The organism is Thauera aromatica K172, assembly GCF_003030465.1.
Taxonomy (GTDB): domain Bacteria; phylum Pseudomonadota; class Gammaproteobacteria; order Burkholderiales; family Rhodocyclaceae; genus Thauera; species Thauera aromatica.
Window position 1 is genome coordinate 740,088 of the sequence record NZ_CP028339.1, and the last position, 15,663, is coordinate 755,750.

General features: G+C 65.9%; 17 protein-coding genes. All 17 read right to left on the reverse strand.

Going from position 1 to position 15,663, the window contains the following annotated elements; genetic code table 11:
- Positions 1 to 231: 231 nt before the first annotated feature.
- The gene (locus tag Tharo_RS03635) at positions 232 to 510 is read right to left on the reverse strand and encodes a hypothetical protein (protein ID WP_012205964.1); all 279 of its coding nucleotides are present in this window, start codon (positions 508 to 510) and stop codon (positions 232 to 234) included.
- A 94-nt stretch (positions 511 to 604) separates the two neighbouring features.
- Positions 605 to 1,342, reverse strand: coding sequence for a DUF5983 family protein (locus tag Tharo_RS03640; protein WP_012205963.1), 738 nt, complete (start codon positions 1,340 to 1,342; stop codon positions 605 to 607).
- A gap of 80 nt (positions 1,343 to 1,422) precedes the next feature.
- A complete protein-coding gene (locus Tharo_RS03645) occupies positions 1,423 to 2,109 on the reverse strand; it encodes a hypothetical protein (RefSeq protein ID WP_107220011.1) in 687 nt (228 codons plus the stop codon).
- 175 nt (positions 2,110 to 2,284) lie between these two features.
- Positions 2,285 to 2,677 (reverse strand): hypothetical protein, encoded by a 393-nt coding sequence (locus Tharo_RS03650; RefSeq protein ID WP_107220012.1) that lies wholly within the window; start codon positions 2,675 to 2,677, stop codon positions 2,285 to 2,287.
- A gap of 21 nt (positions 2,678 to 2,698) precedes the next feature.
- Positions 2,699 to 2,911 carry a hypothetical protein gene (locus Tharo_RS03655; RefSeq protein WP_087746539.1) on the reverse strand — a complete coding sequence of 71 codons (213 nt, stop codon included), beginning with the start codon at positions 2,909 to 2,911 and terminating at the stop codon, positions 2,699 to 2,701.
- Between the two features lie 332 nt (positions 2,912 to 3,243).
- Positions 3,244 to 3,801, reverse strand: coding sequence for a hypothetical protein (locus tag Tharo_RS03660; protein WP_107220013.1), 558 nt, complete (start codon positions 3,799 to 3,801; stop codon positions 3,244 to 3,246).
- Between the two features lie 243 nt (positions 3,802 to 4,044).
- Positions 4,045 to 5,652, reverse strand: a complete 1,608-nt coding sequence (locus Tharo_RS03665) for a DNA cytosine methyltransferase (protein WP_107220014.1) — start codon at positions 5,650 to 5,652, stop codon at positions 4,045 to 4,047.
- A gap of 515 nt (positions 5,653 to 6,167) precedes the next feature.
- On the reverse strand, positions 6,168 to 8,189 hold the full coding sequence (locus Tharo_RS03670; protein WP_107220015.1) for a DNA topoisomerase III: 2,022 nt from the start codon (positions 8,187 to 8,189) through the stop codon (positions 6,168 to 6,170).
- A gap of 277 nt (positions 8,190 to 8,466) precedes the next feature.
- On the reverse strand, positions 8,467 to 8,907 hold the full coding sequence (locus Tharo_RS03675; RefSeq protein ID WP_107220016.1) for a single-stranded DNA-binding protein: 441 nt from the start codon (positions 8,905 to 8,907) through the stop codon (positions 8,467 to 8,469).
- 73 nt (positions 8,908 to 8,980) lie between these two features.
- Positions 8,981 to 9,508 (reverse strand): DUF3158 family protein, encoded by a 528-nt coding sequence (locus Tharo_RS03680; RefSeq protein ID WP_107220017.1) that lies wholly within the window; start codon positions 9,506 to 9,508, stop codon positions 8,981 to 8,983.
- Complete coding sequence (locus Tharo_RS03685) at positions 9,505 to 10,305, reverse strand: PFL_4669 family integrating conjugative element protein (RefSeq protein WP_107220018.1); 801 nt, start codon at positions 10,303 to 10,305, stop codon at positions 9,505 to 9,507. The genes Tharo_RS03680 and Tharo_RS03685 overlap by 4 nt, the downstream gene beginning before the upstream one ends.
- 441 nt (positions 10,306 to 10,746) lie before the next feature.
- On the reverse strand, positions 10,747 to 11,961 hold the full coding sequence (locus tag Tharo_RS03690; protein ID WP_107220019.1) for an STY4528 family pathogenicity island replication protein: 1,215 nt from the start codon (positions 11,959 to 11,961) through the stop codon (positions 10,747 to 10,749).
- 3 nt (positions 11,962 to 11,964) lie between these two features.
- A complete protein-coding gene (locus tag Tharo_RS03695; RefSeq protein WP_107220020.1) occupies positions 11,965 to 12,525 on the reverse strand; it encodes a DUF2857 domain-containing protein in 561 nt (186 codons plus the stop codon).
- A 15-nt stretch (positions 12,526 to 12,540) separates the two neighbouring features.
- Complete coding sequence (locus tag Tharo_RS03700) at positions 12,541 to 14,187, reverse strand: ParB family protein (RefSeq protein WP_107220021.1); 1,647 nt, start codon at positions 14,185 to 14,187, stop codon at positions 12,541 to 12,543.
- The gene (locus Tharo_RS03705; RefSeq protein ID WP_107220022.1) at positions 14,180 to 14,440 is read right to left on the reverse strand and encodes a hypothetical protein; all 261 of its coding nucleotides are present in this window, start codon (positions 14,438 to 14,440) and stop codon (positions 14,180 to 14,182) included. The genes Tharo_RS03700 and Tharo_RS03705 overlap by 8 nt, the downstream gene beginning before the upstream one ends.
- On the reverse strand, positions 14,424 to 15,299 hold the full coding sequence (locus Tharo_RS03710) for a ParA family protein (RefSeq protein WP_107220023.1): 876 nt from the start codon (positions 15,297 to 15,299) through the stop codon (positions 14,424 to 14,426). The genes Tharo_RS03705 and Tharo_RS03710 overlap by 17 nt, the downstream gene beginning before the upstream one ends.
- A 42-nt stretch (positions 15,300 to 15,341) precedes the next feature.
- Positions 15,342 to 15,554, reverse strand: a complete 213-nt coding sequence (locus Tharo_RS03715) for an AlpA family transcriptional regulator (protein ID WP_107220024.1) — start codon at positions 15,552 to 15,554, stop codon at positions 15,342 to 15,344.
- Positions 15,555 to 15,663: the final 109 nt, after the last annotated feature.

Sequence of the window (15,663 nt, forward strand, 5' to 3'; positions counted from 1 at the left end):
GTCCCTTGTGGGTGGATGGGCGCGATGCGTCCGTAGAAAGAAACAACCAGCACGGTTTCCCGCGCTTGCAGCCTTGAAGGTCTTGGCTGCCTGGGCATGTGTCGGCAACGCCGACGAACATGGGGTAAAGATGGCCCTTGAGTGAGCGGCCTGCGCTCAGGAAACCGCACCGCGCCGCACCCGCTTTCCTGCGCCGCGACAAGAAAAGGCCCCTCGAAAGCGGCTGGGTGGTCAGACTTGGTACACGAAGTAGTGTTCGCGCTGACGTGGAAAGAACACGTGCTTCCACGAGTCGCCGCCGGTATTGCCGCCGTCGAAGACGACCATTTCGTAGGCATCAATGTCGGTGTCTGCCAGATCGGCGCTGGCGATATGGCGCATGTGCAGCATGCCGCTCAAGCGCTCGAATACCAGGATCTGGCCGATGGCGTCGTCCTGGCCCATGGCGTTGACGCAGGCTCCAAGCTGATGCTCGAAGTCGCGTGCGGGCGAGATGAGGTCGGGGAACATAAAGTGCTCCTATGGAATTGGACCAGCCCGGCTCCCAGAAAGGAGACGGGCTGGCATGGAGGGCAAAGAGGAAGGTGGGCGCGTGGTGTGTTTGCTAGGGCTCGGCCAGCGGCAGGCCCAGCAACACGGGCGCGTCAGCGTCGAGGATGAGGATGCGCACATCGGCCTGGCCAGCCAGCTCCAGGATGTTCGCCAGGTCGGCGGGCATGCCCTTGCTGCGGTGCTCCTGCCGAAGCTGCTCGGCGGTGATGCCCTCGGCGTGCTCCAGGTTCTTGTCCGTCCAGGGCGTGGAGATCAGCTTGACGCCGATCGCCGGGCTGTACGGAACCCGAAAGGCGATGAACAAAAAGGCCTCCGGCGTGGCAAGGTCCGCCAGGTTGGCGAGGTACTGGCCGGTTTCCTGGCTGATGTGCGCGCTGCTGATCTCCCAGCATCGGCTGTAGTAGCCGGTCTCGAAACTCAGGCGCTGCACAACTTCCCGCGCGGCTTCGACCGAATAGCTGTCACCGACGTGGATCAGGCGGCCGTCGAAGTCCTCGCCATGAATGGCATAGACCACGGCACCGATCACGCCTTCGCCGTTAACGCCTTCATCGGCATCGCATTCGGCCAGTGCTTCGGCACTCACAGGTTCAGAGCCGTTCGTGACCACCGCAAAATCGCTGGTGACGATGCAGGACGATGAAATCAATTCCTCGTCGGAAAGATGTTGTTGGCTCGGGTGGATGTTTCGCCAGACATGCGGAATTCCGTCCTCGTAGCTGATGGACAGCGTGCGGACGATCTTCAGATTCCAGTAGCCGCGGAGAAAGGGATTGGGATTCTGGGACATGGGAACTCTCCAGATTTGAATAATGGAGCCAATTCCCGCCACCGGGAATTGGACCCGGTGGGTTGAAAGTGGAAAATGCGTCAGGCGGCGCTGATCGTCGGCGTCTGGGCCAGTCGTTCGGCGACGCGATGGCGCACACTCAGGCGGAAATGCTCGTCGTTGATGCCGGCGAGCAGGTTGGCGGCCTCCAACGCGATCAACGCCGAGGCCTCTTCGATGTCGGTGGCCACGATGGCCTTGCGCAGTTGGTCGCCGAGTTGGAGCGCCTGCGAGGACGTTCTGAAGACCTGTACCTCGCGGCTCAGGTAGCAGCCGTGGCCACCGAACTCGAACAGCCTTGGCTTGCTGCAATACCAGCAGCCCTCGAACTGGATGGCGGTCAGGTGATGGCCGTCATCGAAGCGGGAGGCGATCAGAAGCAAGGCTTCCAGGTCGGCGCTGTCCTCGAACTGGTGGTGCTCGATCAGGTTCTCCAGCTCCCCGTCCTGGTCAGCGCCGAAGTGCGCGGCCAGCCGTTCAAGCAGAGGCGGAATCGACAACTCTTCGTCGTCGGGCATGGGGATGCCGAGTTGTGCGGCCAGGTTTTCCAGACCGTCCAGCACATCTGTCCATCGCGGATTATTGGTCTCGGCGATCTGGGCGATGTAGGCCTGCCCATTGCTGGGATGGTGTTCGTCCAGCCTGAAGGCACCGAACAGTGCCTTGATGACGGGAGTAACGTGGTCGAGCACGAGAACGCCCGTGCCTTCGTAGTAGTTGTTTGCCATGCTGGCTCCTTTCGGGGAAGTGAGCGGAGCCAGCCCATGCGGACGACGGCATCCGCAGGGAATCGCCCAAGGCCGTTGGCGCCGGGCGATGGGGAAGAAATTGAGGGACATGGCCTTGTGGGCGCATGTCCCTCACGGGGGGGATCGAGAGGACGGTGGCGTGCCGGAGACCGGCTCACCAGCCGTTGTAGTTCACCAGCAGGTCGGCGATGACCTTGCGGCGCTCCAGATCGAGACCGTCGAAGTCCGACAGCCCGTGGAAGTGGCAGCGCTTGAGCATGGCACCGCCCTCGCGCGCGTTGTAGAAGCTGACCATGGCGGACAGGAACATGCGTTCGCCGCTGCTCAGGACGCCGAGGGCATCGTTGAGCCGCAGCATGTCGGGACGCAAATCCCACTTGGTGTTGGCCTGGTTCAGGCCTTCACGGGTGCCGTCGCCGAACCACTCGGGACCAGCAATCTCGACACCGCGCTTCCAGGCCTCGAAGAAGGCTTGGGGCGCGGCAGCGAAACGCTGATCTTCCCGCATGATCTGATCGACGACTTCCCGCGGCAATAGCTGGTTCATGACGTGATTTCTCCAGTTGGATCAGGGAACGGCGAGCTGGGACCAGCCGCCTCTTTCGAGGGCGCGTTGAGCCGCGGCATAGCTGCGGAAGTACTCGCGGGATTCCCGCGAAACGGGACCTTCGGTATCGCGCGTGCCGATGTAGTGGCCGGCGGCGCTTTGCAGGACTTCGAGCGGCAGGAACTTGCCGCAGTAGGTCAGGGCCAACTGGCCGAAAGAGGCTTGCTGGGACATGGACGGGCTCCTTGGAAAAGCGGGGCCTCGTCCCTCACGGGATGGCAGCTCCCGCACGCGGTTGGAAAAAAAGCATCGGCGTCACGGGGACGCGCGTCCGCGAGATTGATGCGATGCGGACTGGTGGGTGACGCGGGAGAGACCCGCGGCAGCCTGGAACCCTGGCTGCTGGCATGTGCTGACGAATCAGCGAACATGCGGGCAGCTTCGTGCGAGGGCCGCTCGGCGTCAGTGGGAAAACGGCATCCGGCCCAGCCCCGATTGATGGGCGCAGAGAAAAGAAAAGCCCCGCATCGAGTGCGGGGCTGTCAGGAGGGTGCGGTGGCGCTGGGTCAGTCGGGCTTGTCGCCCAGGACATGCTGCTTCCACAAGTCGAATGCCTGCTCGGGCGGAAGCTCGGCGAGGATGACGATGGGCTGGGCCTGCCGGCTGCGCAGCTTTGCAAAGTACGCCGCGCGGTCGGCAATGGCCTTGAGCTTGATGCCCTTGATGAACAGCAGTTTGCCGTCCTTGATGAACAGCACCTTGTTGCCGATGTCGCGGTTGAACGCGGCTCGCACCTTGCGTTCCGCGTGCATGGCATCGGCCAGCTCATCGACCAGGAAGTCGAGCGTCATGTCGATGTAATGAGGATCTTCGCCCTCCTGGCCGAGATCGAGCGGCGTGGGCGGCAGGCCCTTGGCGAAGGCTTCGGCCTGAGCCAGCAGCGCCGCCTTGCCGTTGAGTGCGCGTAGGAACGTCGATCCGCCATGCCCGTCGTTGCGGGCCTCGGCGATGGGAGTGTCGTCGAACACGATGGTGGCGGTGAAGCACAGCGTTTCCTCGCTGGCGAAGTCGGCCACCTTGAGGTTCTTCAGCGTGATGCGGTTTTGCTTGGTGATGGTTTCCATGGGAAGTCCTGAAATCGACCGGGCGGCGACATGCCCCTGACGGGACGTGGCGACCATCCCGTGGGTTGGAGAAAGGAGGCATCGATGCCCCGGTGGGCAGCGTTCGCCGGTGAGATGCCGAAGCGAACTGGCGGGTGGCGTGGGCGGAACCCACGGCAGCCTGGACACCCTGGCTGCGGGCTGCTGCCGATACATCGGCAATGCAGGAAGGAGAATGGCGCGGCCCGCAGGCTGCGTCGCCGATCAAACCGAAGCGGTCGAGCCCGTCTTGTGCAGGCACTGCATCAGCCGGTGGCCCAGCCAAGCCATGCACGGGACGGCCATGGAGTTGCCGATCGCCTTGTAGCGCGGAGCGTCCGCGGCAGGCTTGCCGCGGTATGGGATCAGCGTGTAGTCGTCGGGCATGCCCTGCAGCCGCTCGCACTCCATGGGCATCAGCCGCCGCACCCGCCAGTGCGACCAGTCGCCGGGGCCGGGGTCGTTCCAGTCGTAGCGGAAATGCGCCTCGAAGTCGGGGGCCAGCACATGGGGCTTGTCCGCGCCGCCGCCGCTGGTGCGCAGTGCGGCCGCTACGCTGCCGCCCAGCTCGGCGGCAAGACCCTGCGGCCGTCCCCGCAGGGCAACGCAGGCCACCATCGGCACCCCGTAGCCTGGCTTGCCGTTGGACAGGACGGTGCAAGCCACCTGTCCGTGGCCCGACTCGAAGCGCACTTCGCCGCGGTTATTCTGCGCGAACGCGATGGCAGGCACGACACCGGCGTTCGCATGGCTGTTGCGATGCCCGCCAGCGCGCAGCGTCGGCGTCAGGTCGATCGTCGCATCCGCGCCGTTGCCCTGGGCGGTGAAGGCGATGATTGGCACGCCCTTGCCCGTGCCGTCCTCGCTGCTGCCCTTGCCGTTGTTGGCGGTATCGAGGGCATGGGCGATGCTGCCGGCGACCGACTGCACCATGAACGTCTCGGTGCGGATGTCGTGCTTGGGGCCAGCGGCCATCAGGCATGCCGCCACATCGACGGGGCCGGTGCCGCCGCTGAATCCGAACGTCGTCGTGACCTGACCGTAGGGCTGCTTCAGTCCTGCGTATCCCGAGTACTCGCCTGCTGCCGCAGCACCCGGTCCAGCAGCGCGGGCAGCTTCTTGCCACGGCGCGCGGCCCGCAGAAGAATCCCCGCGCAGGCCTGGGCGCTCAAAAAGTACTTCGGCGGGATCGAGGTCATCACCACCACATGCCACAAGAAACACGCGCTTGCGGCGTTGGGCGACACCGAAATATTGAGCGTCGAGCACGCGCCAGGCGATGCGGCGGCGGGGTCCAGACACACAACCAGCGTGCGCCCATTTTTCCCCTGGCGGCTGGAGCGCACGGCCTTCTCCGGCCAGTGCGCCCAGGAAATGCCCGAAGGCATTGCTGCGGTCGTTGAGGACGCCGGGGACGTTTTCCCAGACGAGCGTTGCCGGCGAGCGGCGGTTTTGGTGGCGGGTTTGGTCGATGGCATTTGCAAGCTCCACATAGGCAAGGGTCAAGGCTCCACGCGGGTCGTTCAGCCCCTGGCGCGCGCCGGCAACGCTGAACGACTGGCACGGCGTGCCGCCGACCAGGATGTCGGGCGCTGGCACGATGCCGGAGCGCACCTGGCGGGCGATCGCGGTCATGTCGCCGAGGTTGGGCACGTGGGGGTAGCGGTGGGCGAGCACGGCGCTCGGGAAGGCGTCGATCTCGGCGAACCACGCGGCTTGCAGGCCGAGAGGTTGCCAGGCGAGGCTCACGGCCTCGATGCCGCTGCACACGCTGCCGTACAGCAGTGGCGCGGCCTGGGGCGCACCGCGAAGGGTGCGAGGTTGCGGGTTCATGTCGGGTCTCCTGTTCGTGTGGCCCTGGGCGGGCCGGGACGTTGATCGGCAGGAGAAAGACGCCGAAGGCCCTGCGGCCTTCGGCTCGGGAGGACAGAACCACCCGTGGGCTGTTGCAGGCCCGGTCGTCGCTAGAACCGTCTGCTCATCAGCAATCACACCCGGCCCATGTCGTGGCTGGGGCCGGCATCGTCTGGCGTGTATCCACACACAAACGGAGCCCAGTGTTTCGCCGGCGGGCACCGGCACCGAATACCGCTGACCACGAAGGGTCTCCGGGTGGCTCGCGCAGGCAAGCCATCGGGGGACCCTTCGCAGCGGGCGGAAAAATGCAGATCAGCAGAACGCGCGGGAAACGGTTCGCGGAGAAGCTACCTTCAGGTCCCGTGGCCGGGGACGGCCGGGCGGGACGCGCACGCGGACAAGAAGGCGTTGCGCGCTGGGCGTCCCGCAGGGCGTGCGGAACACGGGCCGCGCCGCCGATGGCGGGCACGGCTCACGGGAAACGGGGTCGTTCAGGAGCCTTTGCGGCCGCTGTCACTGGTACGGCGCGGGCGCGAGGCCCCGCGCTTGGACGTGCCGGATTCGACCGGCAGCGTGCCTTTGCAGTCGGGGTAGCGACTGCACGACCAGAACGGGCCGCTCTTGCCGGTGCGCTGGCGTGTGGGTGCGCCGCATTGCGGGCAAGTCGGCCCTTGGGGAACCTTGATGGACAGGGATGTGCTGCCGTACTGCGCGATCAACTGGGAAATCCATGCGGCCTGCTTGCCGATGAACACGTCCAGCGTGAGTTGGCCGGCCTCGATCATGTCCAGCGCCTGTTCCCAGACGGCGGTGGTCCCTGGGTCGGCAATCGCTGCGGGCACCGCGTCGATCAGGGTGAAGGCAGCTTCCGAGGCGCGGATGGAGCGCCCCTTCTTCACGAGGTAGCCCCGCGTCAGCAGGCCGGTGATGATGTTGGCGCGCGTGGCTTCGGTGCCGATGCCCGTCGTGTCCTTCAACTTCTGTTTCAGGCGCGGGTCGGTCACGAAACGCGCAACGCCCTTCATCGACTTGACCAGTTCGCCCTGAGTGTAGGGCTTGGGCGGCATCGTCTTGAGCGCCTTGATCTCGGCCTCGGCCACCTGGCATGCCATGCCTTCGCGCAGCGCGGGCAGAGCCTGGCTGCGCGCGGTGGCCTCGCCATCCTCGTCGGGCTGCGGCTCGGCCAGCACCAGGTGCCAGCCGCGGGCGACGACTTGCTTTCCCGTGGCCGCAAGCGTCTGCTGGCCGCAGGAGAAGTTCGCCACGGTGCGATCGAACTCGTGATGTGGCAAAAATTGGGCGAGATAGTGCGCCCGGATCAGTCGGTACACCGCCAGTTCCTTCTCGCTCATGGCCGAGAGGTTCGCCGGTTCGAGCGTCGGGATGATGCCGTGGTGCGCCGTGACCTTGCCGTCGTTCCAGGCGCGCGAGCGTTGGGTACGGTCGAGCTGGCCCATGATCGGACGCAGCGACGGATCGGTCTTGAGCAGGCTGTCCAGTACCGCAGGCACCTCGGCGAACATGCTTTCAGGCAGGTAGCCGGAATCGGAACGCGGGTACGTGGTGGCCTTGTGCGTCTCGTACAGGGCCTGGGCAATCTCCAGGGTTTCCTGCACGTCCAGCCCAAGCTGCTTGGAGCACACCTCCTGCAAGGTGCCCAGGTCGAACAGCAGCGGCGGACCTTCGCGCACGCGTTCGGTCTCGACCGACACCACCTGGGCACTGCCGGCTGCGCGGATCTGCTGCGCGGCCTGCTGAGCGATGGGCTGCTGCACGCATCGGCCGGCGGCGTCGGTGCAGCCTTCGGGCGGAACCCACTGCGCGCTGAAAGCCTGGCCGCCTGCGGACAGGGACACGTCGATGGCCCAAAACGGCACCGACCTGAAAGCCGCGATCTCGCGGTCGCGGTCCACCACGAGCTTGAGCGTCGGGGTCTGGACGCGCCCGACCGACAGCACGCCGTCATAGCCTGCCTGCCGCCCCAGCACCGTGAACAGCCGGCTGAGGTTCATGCCGACGAGCCAGTCGGCCCGCGAGCGCGCCAGTGCCGAGAAGTACATCGGCAGCGTGTCGGACGACGGCCGCAGCTTGCCGAGCGCGGTGCGGATCGAGGCATCGTTGAGCGCCGACAGCCACAGGCGCTCGATGGGGCCTCGGTAGCCACACAGATCGATGATCTCGCGGGCGATCAGTTCGCCCTCGCGGTCGGCATCGGTGGCGATGACCAGGTGGGTCGTCTTCGCCAGAAGCGCCTTGACGACCTTGAATTGCGTGGCGGTCTTCGGTTTGACCTCGACCCGCCATTGCTGGGGAATGATGGGCAACTGGTCCAGCGACCAGCGCTTGAGCGCCGCGTCATAGACCTCGGGTGCTGCCGCTTCTACGAGATGGCCGATGCACCAGGTGACGGTGACGCCGGAGCCGCTGAGACAGCCTTCACCGCGCTGCGTCGCGCCGAGAATCCGGCCAATGTCGTTGCCCTGGGAAGGCTTCTCGCACAAGAACAGCCGCATGTTCGTCCATCCGATTTCCGTGGTTCGCTGAGTTGCTGGAAACTAGGATGCCGAGCACCACCAGAGGCAGCAGCAAACAAGCCGCATGCGGCGGCGACCACTTTCACGGGATGGAATGGCTGGGTCGGGGATGGCGTGCAGCCGGGGATATGCGGGCCGGGAGCCGCGATTTTCGGGAGCGCGTGGAAGCCGGTGGACGTTGATGGAGCTATCCCCTGGGGATAGCTCGCGAGAGCATGGAGGGCGGCGAAGACGTGCGACCGCCCTCCATGCCGGGTCACTTCCTGCGCTTGGCTTCTTTCGGCGCAGCCGGCTCCTGCGCGGGCTGGGGCTTGGGTTCTGCCTCCTGCGGCTTCGGACTGAGGGCCACGGACTCGATGCGGAATGGCAGGATGCCGACGCTGCGCGCGTTGACCTGCCAGGTCTCACGCGGCTGATCCTCATTGTCCGTCCAGGGTTCGCGCTCCATGCGGCCGACGACCAGCACGCGCATGCCTTTCTGGTACAGGTCTTTCCAGTGCGCGGCGTCCCGGTGCCAGATTTCCACCGGCGCCCAGAAGCCGCCGCGGTCCTCGAAGTCGCCGCCCTTGGTGGGAACGGGGTTGTCGAAATAGACGTTCAGCCGCAGCAAGCGCCGCGGTTCGTCGTTGCCGTTGGGGAACTCCCGGTACTCGGGTGGCGAGCCGATGTTGCCTTCGCCGGAAAAATGCGTGCTCATGGTGTGATCTCCGTGGTGGTTGAAATACCCGTGCCTCGTCGGCGTCGGGCGCGTGCTGGGGTGCCCGACGCGATCACCGATCGCGCATTGCAGAGGGGATGGACGTGAGCCGGCGCAGGTAGGCGTCTTCCGCCTCGGCCGCCTTGCTGGCGCATTCCTGCGCCTGCCTGCCCAAGGTGTGCAACAGGCTGATCTGCATGTTCAGCGTGATGCGCTGAAGTTCGATCGCGTGCAGATCGGCCAGCAGGTTGACCGGCGTGCTGGTGCTCGCCATCAGTGCCTGCCACAGGGCCACGCCCATGGCCGAGCGGTCGTGCCTGCGCCAGCGCAAGAACGTCGTTCCCGCGCCAGTGGTCTGCTGGGCCAGTTCGATGGGCAGCAGGTGGAAGGGATGCCCGATGGCCTGTTGCAGCACTTGTCGCTGCGCCAGGCCGATCAACTCGTCGCGCATGGCGAAGCACTGGCTGGCCCAGACCTCGAAGTCCCTCTTACCTTTAAAAGGCTTTAAAAGGCCTTTTAGAGAGGCCGCGTGTTCCAGCCGCATGAAGGCACCCTGTTGCAGGCCCCGGAAGTAGCGGGTGGACTGGTTCAGATCGCTCATGCGGATTCGTCCTCGCCGACAGCGGGTGCACCTTCGGACAAGTCGGCAGCAGCGGCTTCGTCGCCATTGGCAAGGGAAGCGCCTACGGCTGCGGCAGGCCCCTCACCGCGCTGCTGCAGGCCACGACGCACGATGGGCGGTGCAAACTTCGAGCGGCGCATGCCTTCGAGCACGTCCTGTGGCAGTTCGCCGAATTTCTCCAGCGCCGCCCGCGCTGCGGCATTCTTCGCCGCGAAGTCGTCGCGGGTGCAGCCCGAGTAGCGGTACTGCTGGGCCAGCGAGAACAGGCTGCGCAGCGCGTGCGCGCCCTCGTTGAGCCAGCGCTCCAAGGTGCTGCGGTCGATGAGCGCGGTGTGGTGGGCGAGGATCAGCTTGCGCGCGATGTCGTCGTAGTCGGCCAGCAGATAGACCGCCGCGAAGCCCAGTTGCGCGTTGACGAACAGCGGCAGCTTGACGGGTTGCACATTGAGGTTCTCGCCCAGGCTCAATGCCGCAGGCACGCCCGCCAGTGCCTGGTCCACCTGTTCGCGCAAGGTCTGCAGCGTGGTCCTGGTCTGGTCGAGCTTGTCCTCGATGCGCAGCATCCACCAGTCTGAATACGGGTCGTCCTGCTCCGAGCCGCGCTTCATCTTGTTCATCACCGCGATGTAGCCGTTCAGGCCGACGATGCCAGGTCGCCCTTCGGCGGCGGCGCGGCCGTGCCAGATGCGGGAAGCGTGGTGGGTGTGCAGCGTCAGCGACATCGCGCTGCGCAGGGAGCCGAGGTTGAGTTGCAATGGTTCGTTGCTGGTTGCCATGGTGAGCGCTCGCAGGTGGACAGGGAGCCGCCAGCATCCGCATGCAGCGGAAGGCAGTCAGTCAACAAACCGAAATGGGCCAGGCCCCGGTTTCGTCGTGATCGTCGCGCGCGGGTGAGAGCTATCCCCAGGGGATAGCTCCACCAAACACCATGGAGCGCTGTTCGCCCCGAGCACGACGGACATGCGCTGAGAAAGGCATCGTGCAGACCCCGCATGAGGGCGTTACACCTTGCATCACGGCTATCCCCTGGGGATAGCTCCATGGAGCGCCAACGAAAGCGATTCGCCGGGCTCAGCGCGGATGGCCCGGTCTGGGGCGATCATTCGATGCCTGGTCCGCCCGCATCCGAGATCCATCACCGCCGACGAACTATCCCCAGGGGATAGCTCCACTGAACGCCATGGGCGTCTGCTTCATGGTCTGATCGCACGAAGCGGTCAACTCTTGCGCAGAAGCTCGCGTAGCCGGTCGATGTGCTGCTTGGCCACCTCGGGCGGAACCACGTTGCGTGGGGGCTCAGGTGGCGCATCTCGCGTGGCGGCTGGTGGCGGTGCCGACCCAGCCTGCTTGGCCCACGCATTGAACTCGCCACGGATGGCCCGCTGGATGATGCCGAACAGGTAGCCGGCCGGGTTGCGGATGGCGCTGCCACGACAGCGCTCCGCCCATTCGTCCAGCACGGCTTGTCGCAGCGAGGCATCGACCTGCTGCAAGGCCACCATGGCGCCGGCCTGCTGCTCTTCTTTCAAATCGAGGAAGCGCTCGGGCAGGCGAATGCCCTGCATCGCGCGCGCCTGCTCACGCTCACGCGCGGTAGTACGTACTTCATCAATACGACTACTACGTACTGTACGGTCCTGCTTCGGATTCCGAAGAGAGGCGTCTGACGCGGGTTTCGGCCCTGCTTCGGAATCCGAAGAGGGGCGTTCGCCATTCCGAAGAAGGCTCGCGGGCCCTTCTTCGGAATCGTGGGAGGCTCCCCCCTGTGGATAACTTTCGGTGGCTCCGATGCCCTGGCGCGCCAGGCGCTCGGCAAGCACCTGCAGCCGCGACGGCAAGGTGCGGCCGGACAGCAGCGGGTCGTCCGCGATCTCCTTCAAGGTGTTCAGGCCCACGACCTGCACGGCCTTGGCCGAGTGGCCGAGGGCCTGGCTGACCAACTCCAGGTAGTCGGCGTCCAACTGCATCGCCTCGAACGGGGTCAGGGGCTCGTCATGCAGCACGTAGAGGTTGCCGAGGATGCGGCCGGTCTTGGGGTCGCGTCGCCGGCGCACCAGGCTCAGCCAGCGCGTCAGGCGCAGCAGCGTCAGCGCCCGTGCCACGGTTTCATGCGAAGCCGATCCTGCGCAGGGCATCGACGCCAGCCAGGGGCGTAGCTGCTCATAGGTGGGGAACGCGGTCACCCCGTCCTGGTTGAGCATCAGCCGGAACACCTGCCAGGCATTGCGTTCCAGCGGCGTCAGCCGACGATCGAGGAACAGTCGCCTGGGCACGCTCTCGTGCCGGTTGCCGCTGAAGAGGAAGCCGTCGCTGGGTGCGGTCGCGGGTGCGCTGGAACGGGGCGCGAGTTCCTTCAGGGCGCCCGCGAACAGATCGGCGAGGGCGACGGGGCCTTGGCGCGGTGCGCGTGGTGCGGGGTCGTCCACGGCCATCGCTTAACCCAGTCCCTGATCGACCCAGTTCTTGATCGCGGCCCAGACCACCGACAGCGGCAGTGACATGCCTTCGGCCAGGTCCATTGCCGCATCGAGAATCGAGGTTTCATCCTCCAGATCGACGTTTCTGCTGCTGGTCACGGCCTTCCATTGCCGCCACAGTTCCGTATCTTGGGTCTCGTCCAAGACAGGGTGGCGCCCCTTGCGCTTAGGCAGGCCGAGGATCTCGCGCCGCAGCGCAACTTCCTGGTGGGTGAGGCCGTAAAAGCGGCTCACCATTTCCGTGCTGGCACCCAGGCGCAACATGCGATCGACCGTGGCGATCTCCTTCTCCACGTCCTGCGCCTGTTTGAGCAGCCGCCGGAGCACTTCGCGATTGACCGTCACCGAACACCACGACACATTGGCGTTGGCCAGCACGCTGATCAGCGCAGGGTGCTTGAGCGCGTCCAGTTCTTCCTCTCCGAACCCCATCAGCTTGCAGCGCCGCAGTTGCCCATTGCGCAGGTCATACAGCGCCTGGGCAATGACGGCCTGGTTGAGGGGGTGCGGTGCAGACATGCTGGACTCCCTCGCTCAGGTCCCGGAAGCCGTGGTGCTGGCTTCCAAATCCAGCAGGCGCCGAGCCAGACGCAGCAGCCGAAAGAGCTTGACCACTGCGGTGTCGCTCAAGCACGTGGCGTCGTGGCTTTGACCCTGGCCGTGCAGCAGTGCCGGCAGATCAAGGGCGAGTTGCCCGTTGTCCAGGCCAAGCTCGGCGAGGCTCTGGCCCGCAAGGCACGCCAGCAGCGCCAGCACGGCGCGGCCCGCCGGTGATGGGGCCTGGCCACGGCATGCGAAGCCGATGCCATCGGGACGGTCATCGATGCACCCGTCCAGGTCCGCTTCGGCCGCGATCTCGCGCGCGAACTGAGCAATGTGAATGCGCAGCCGGTCCGGTGTGTCCAAGCCGGGATCGATGTACCAGACGTCCGAGATGGGATAGAGGCCACCGGCCTGCACCGGGATGGACTGCAGCACGTTGGCCGAGAAATCGGGCGGGAGCGCATCCCCCAACTGGTCGGCGACCATGCGCTGGATGGATTGGAGTCGCTCCGTCGTCGGTGCCGGCGAGACGATGTGCCCCTGCAGCAGATCGCCCGACGCTGCCACTGGGTTGCCCGAAGACGCCTCGCCAGCCGCGTTGTCCTGGCGTGGGGGCACGGCGCCTGGCCGTCCCACAGGGGATGCCACGGTCGGCGCGGGCGTTGACGCATCACGTGGCGGCCGCGCCAGGGGCACGGGATCGGGCAAGGTCGGTTGTGCCGGGGACGGCGTCGGGTCGCTGACCAATGCACGGTGACGGCTTTCCGATTCGGTCAGGTCCAGCGCCAGCACGTCGTAGTCGATGCCCAGCAACTCGGACATCTGGCCGATCAGCTCGTCCTGCACGCGCTGCGGCGAGAACTCGTCGGCCTGCGTGTCGAACTGCGACAGCACTTCCTGAAAGAACCCCTCGAAGTCCAAAGGAAGCGACTTGGCTTTGGCGTACTGCTCCCAGGTGCGCTCGCAGGCCTTGCGCATGACCGACAGCCGCTCGACCTGGTGGCGGCCGAGCCCTCCATAGAGCACGGTCGGGATCGCGGGCAGCAGGTAGCGCACCGCATCGGCCATGCGGCTGATGTGTGACTGCTGCACGGGGTAGCCATCGGCGCCCAGACGGCGGGCCAGTTCGGACTGGCTTAGCGTGGCGCCGCTTTCCGCTTCATAGAACTCGCGAGCTTTCTCGACGCCCAAGGCGCGTTCGATGAACGTGAGGCCGCCGCGCAACTCGTTCTCCGCAAGGTGGCCGGTCAACGCGACGATTTCGCCCCGCGCGGGCCAGGGCCGAAACAGGCACGATATGCGGAAGAAGCGCTCGTCCCGCGTTTCCGACCAGAGTTCACGCAGGATCGCCAGGCGCGTGTTGCCGCCGTTGCGGATGATGTAGTGATCTTCGCCTGGTCGGCGGGTGATGGCCGGCGCCGCATCCAGGCCCCGTTCGCGAATGGATGCCTTGATCTCCTCGTAGGCGGGATTGCGCTTCTTGCGCGGGTCGTGGTCGTAAGGGCGCAACTGGTCCAGCGTCACGACCATCGGCGTGTCGGCGATCGGATCGCTCAAGGCCGTGGCCGATGGACCGCTGCGCTCGAACCCGGCGGCAAGCAGCTTGCCGGCCATGTCCTGGGAGGTCATCTCAGCCATGGCCGCATCCCTTCGTGCTGGCGGCCTGGGCCAAGCGAGCCTCGCGCTCGGCACGGCGGATCTGCGCGCGGGCATTGAGGGCCGCCCGGTGGTCGCTCGCGGTCGAGCTGGTATAGATCGCAGCGCAACCGGCTTTGGTGAACTTAAGGTGCCCGCTCGGTGTGCGCTTGACGTGCCAACCTTCGCCGATCGCGAATTCGATCAGGGCGCGCAGCCGCTTGTGGCCGCGCGCCAGTTCATGTGCGTTCGCCATGGGGCCTCCCCATCTCAGAGGGGCGCTGCGGGCGGCCGGACACGCGGGCCAGTTGCTCCTGCCATTGCGGGAACAATTCGCCGGCAAGGGCGCGCATGGTGTCGAGCGCGGCGGGCGCGACTCTGCCCAGCGGCTGTCGGTATTCGACCCGATGCACAGGCAGGCCACGGGTCGCAGCGCGTGGATAGGCTTCGATGGCCGGCACGTCGGTGTCGAGCACGCGGATGCCGGCGTGGTCCTGGAACAGGTCGCGCAGGGCCTGCTGGATCAGCCGCGCGTTGGCGGACACGGGGTGGACGCGGTTGATCAGCAGATGCAACGGCGGCGGTTCGATGCCGAGGTGGCGATACGGCGCGATGTCTTCCAGCAACTGCATGGTGCCGCGTCGCAGTTCGCGGGCTGCGAGGATTTCCGGGGTCACGGGCGACAGCGCAAGATCGGAGGCGAGCACCGCCATCTCCAGCAGCACGCTGCGCGCCCCCTGGGTGTCGATCAGCAGCAGGTCGTAGAGGGGTGCCAGCACCGGCAACAGGTGGCGCAGCCGCAAGCGCCCGTCTGGCGCATGCAGCAGCAAGGTGTTCAGTTCGCCCCGGTGATCGTTGGAGACCACCAGGTCCAGCCCCGCGATGATCGTGCGGGACACGAGCCGGCCGAGGTCGCGCTCGTTGAAGGCCAGCAGCTCGTAGATGCCGCCGGGCGCGCGGTGGGCCAGCTCGTAGTAGGAGGACAGCGTGGGCTGCACGTCGAGGTCGAGCAGCAGCACGCGTAGGCCCGCATCGGAAACGAGTCCGCCGAGGTTGGCGGCGGTGGTGGTCTTGCCGACGCCGCCCTTGGTCGAGATGATGGATACAACCTGCATGGCGCTCTCCGTCTGGGAATGGGAAGTCCAAGGGAGAGCGGATCAGGTCCGGTTGTTGAGGCGTTCGGCGATCCACTGGTCGATTTCGATCGAATCCCAGCCGACGGCGCGAATGCCGAGGCGCAGCGCCTGGGGGAACTGGCGCTTCTTCATCAGGCTGTAGATGTGGGCGCGCTTGAAGCCCGACTTGGCTTCGACTTCATCGAGCCGCAAGATGCGGCGCTCGTTCGGTGGCAGGACAGGTGCTTGCGACATGTCGGTCACTCCTGAACGCTCGGTGGCGTTTGTTGGCGTGACCTCTATTCAATAGACATCGCTACGAAAAGACATTGCAAATGCAATCTCCGCGACTGCACATACAAGC

Coding starts and splice junctions, on each gene's coding strand:
- Tharo_RS03670 (WP_107220015.1), bottom strand. CDS start 8,189: ATGCGGCTGTTCTTGTGCGAGAAGCCTTCCCAGGGCAACGACATTGGC.
- Tharo_RS03655 (WP_087746539.1), bottom strand. CDS start 2,911: ATGTCCCAGCAAGCCTCTTTCGGCCAGTTGGCCCTGACCTACTGCGGC.
- Tharo_RS03635 (WP_012205964.1), bottom strand. CDS start 510: ATGTTCCCCGACCTCATCTCGCCCGCACGCGACTTCGAGCATCAGCTT.
- Tharo_RS03645 (WP_107220011.1), bottom strand. CDS start 2,109: ATGGCAAACAACTACTACGAAGGCACGGGCGTTCTCGTGCTCGACCAC.
- Tharo_RS03665 (WP_107220014.1), bottom strand. CDS start 5,652: ATGAACCCGCAACCTCGCACCCTTCGCGGTGCGCCCCAGGCCGCGCCA.
- Tharo_RS03715 (WP_107220024.1), bottom strand. CDS start 15,554: ATGTCGCAAGCACCTGTCCTGCCACCGAACGAGCGCCGCATCTTGCGG.
- Tharo_RS03700 (WP_107220021.1), bottom strand. CDS start 14,187: ATGGCTGAGATGACCTCCCAGGACATGGCCGGCAAGCTGCTTGCCGCC.
- Tharo_RS03710 (WP_107220023.1), bottom strand. CDS start 15,299: ATGCAGGTTGTATCCATCATCTCGACCAAGGGCGGCGTCGGCAAGACC.
- Tharo_RS03650 (WP_107220012.1), bottom strand. CDS start 2,677: ATGAACCAGCTATTGCCGCGGGAAGTCGTCGATCAGATCATGCGGGAA.
- Tharo_RS03660 (WP_107220013.1), bottom strand. CDS start 3,801: ATGGAAACCATCACCAAGCAAAACCGCATCACGCTGAAGAACCTCAAG.
- Tharo_RS03640 (WP_012205963.1), bottom strand. CDS start 1,342: ATGTCCCAGAATCCCAATCCCTTTCTCCGCGGCTACTGGAATCTGAAG.
- Tharo_RS03690 (WP_107220019.1), bottom strand. CDS start 11,961: ATGGCCGTGGACGACCCCGCACCACGCGCACCGCGCCAAGGCCCCGTC.
- Tharo_RS03695 (WP_107220020.1), bottom strand. CDS start 12,525: ATGTCTGCACCGCACCCCCTCAACCAGGCCGTCATTGCCCAGGCGCTG.
- Tharo_RS03680 (WP_107220017.1), bottom strand. CDS start 9,508: ATGAGCGATCTGAACCAGTCCACCCGCTACTTCCGGGGCCTGCAACAG.
- Tharo_RS03675 (WP_107220016.1), bottom strand. CDS start 8,907: ATGAGCACGCATTTTTCCGGCGAAGGCAACATCGGCTCGCCACCCGAG.
- Tharo_RS03685 (WP_107220018.1), bottom strand. CDS start 10,305: ATGGCAACCAGCAACGAACCATTGCAACTCAACCTCGGCTCCCTGCGC.
- Tharo_RS03705 (WP_107220022.1), bottom strand. CDS start 14,440: ATGGCGAACGCACATGAACTGGCGCGCGGCCACAAGCGGCTGCGCGCC.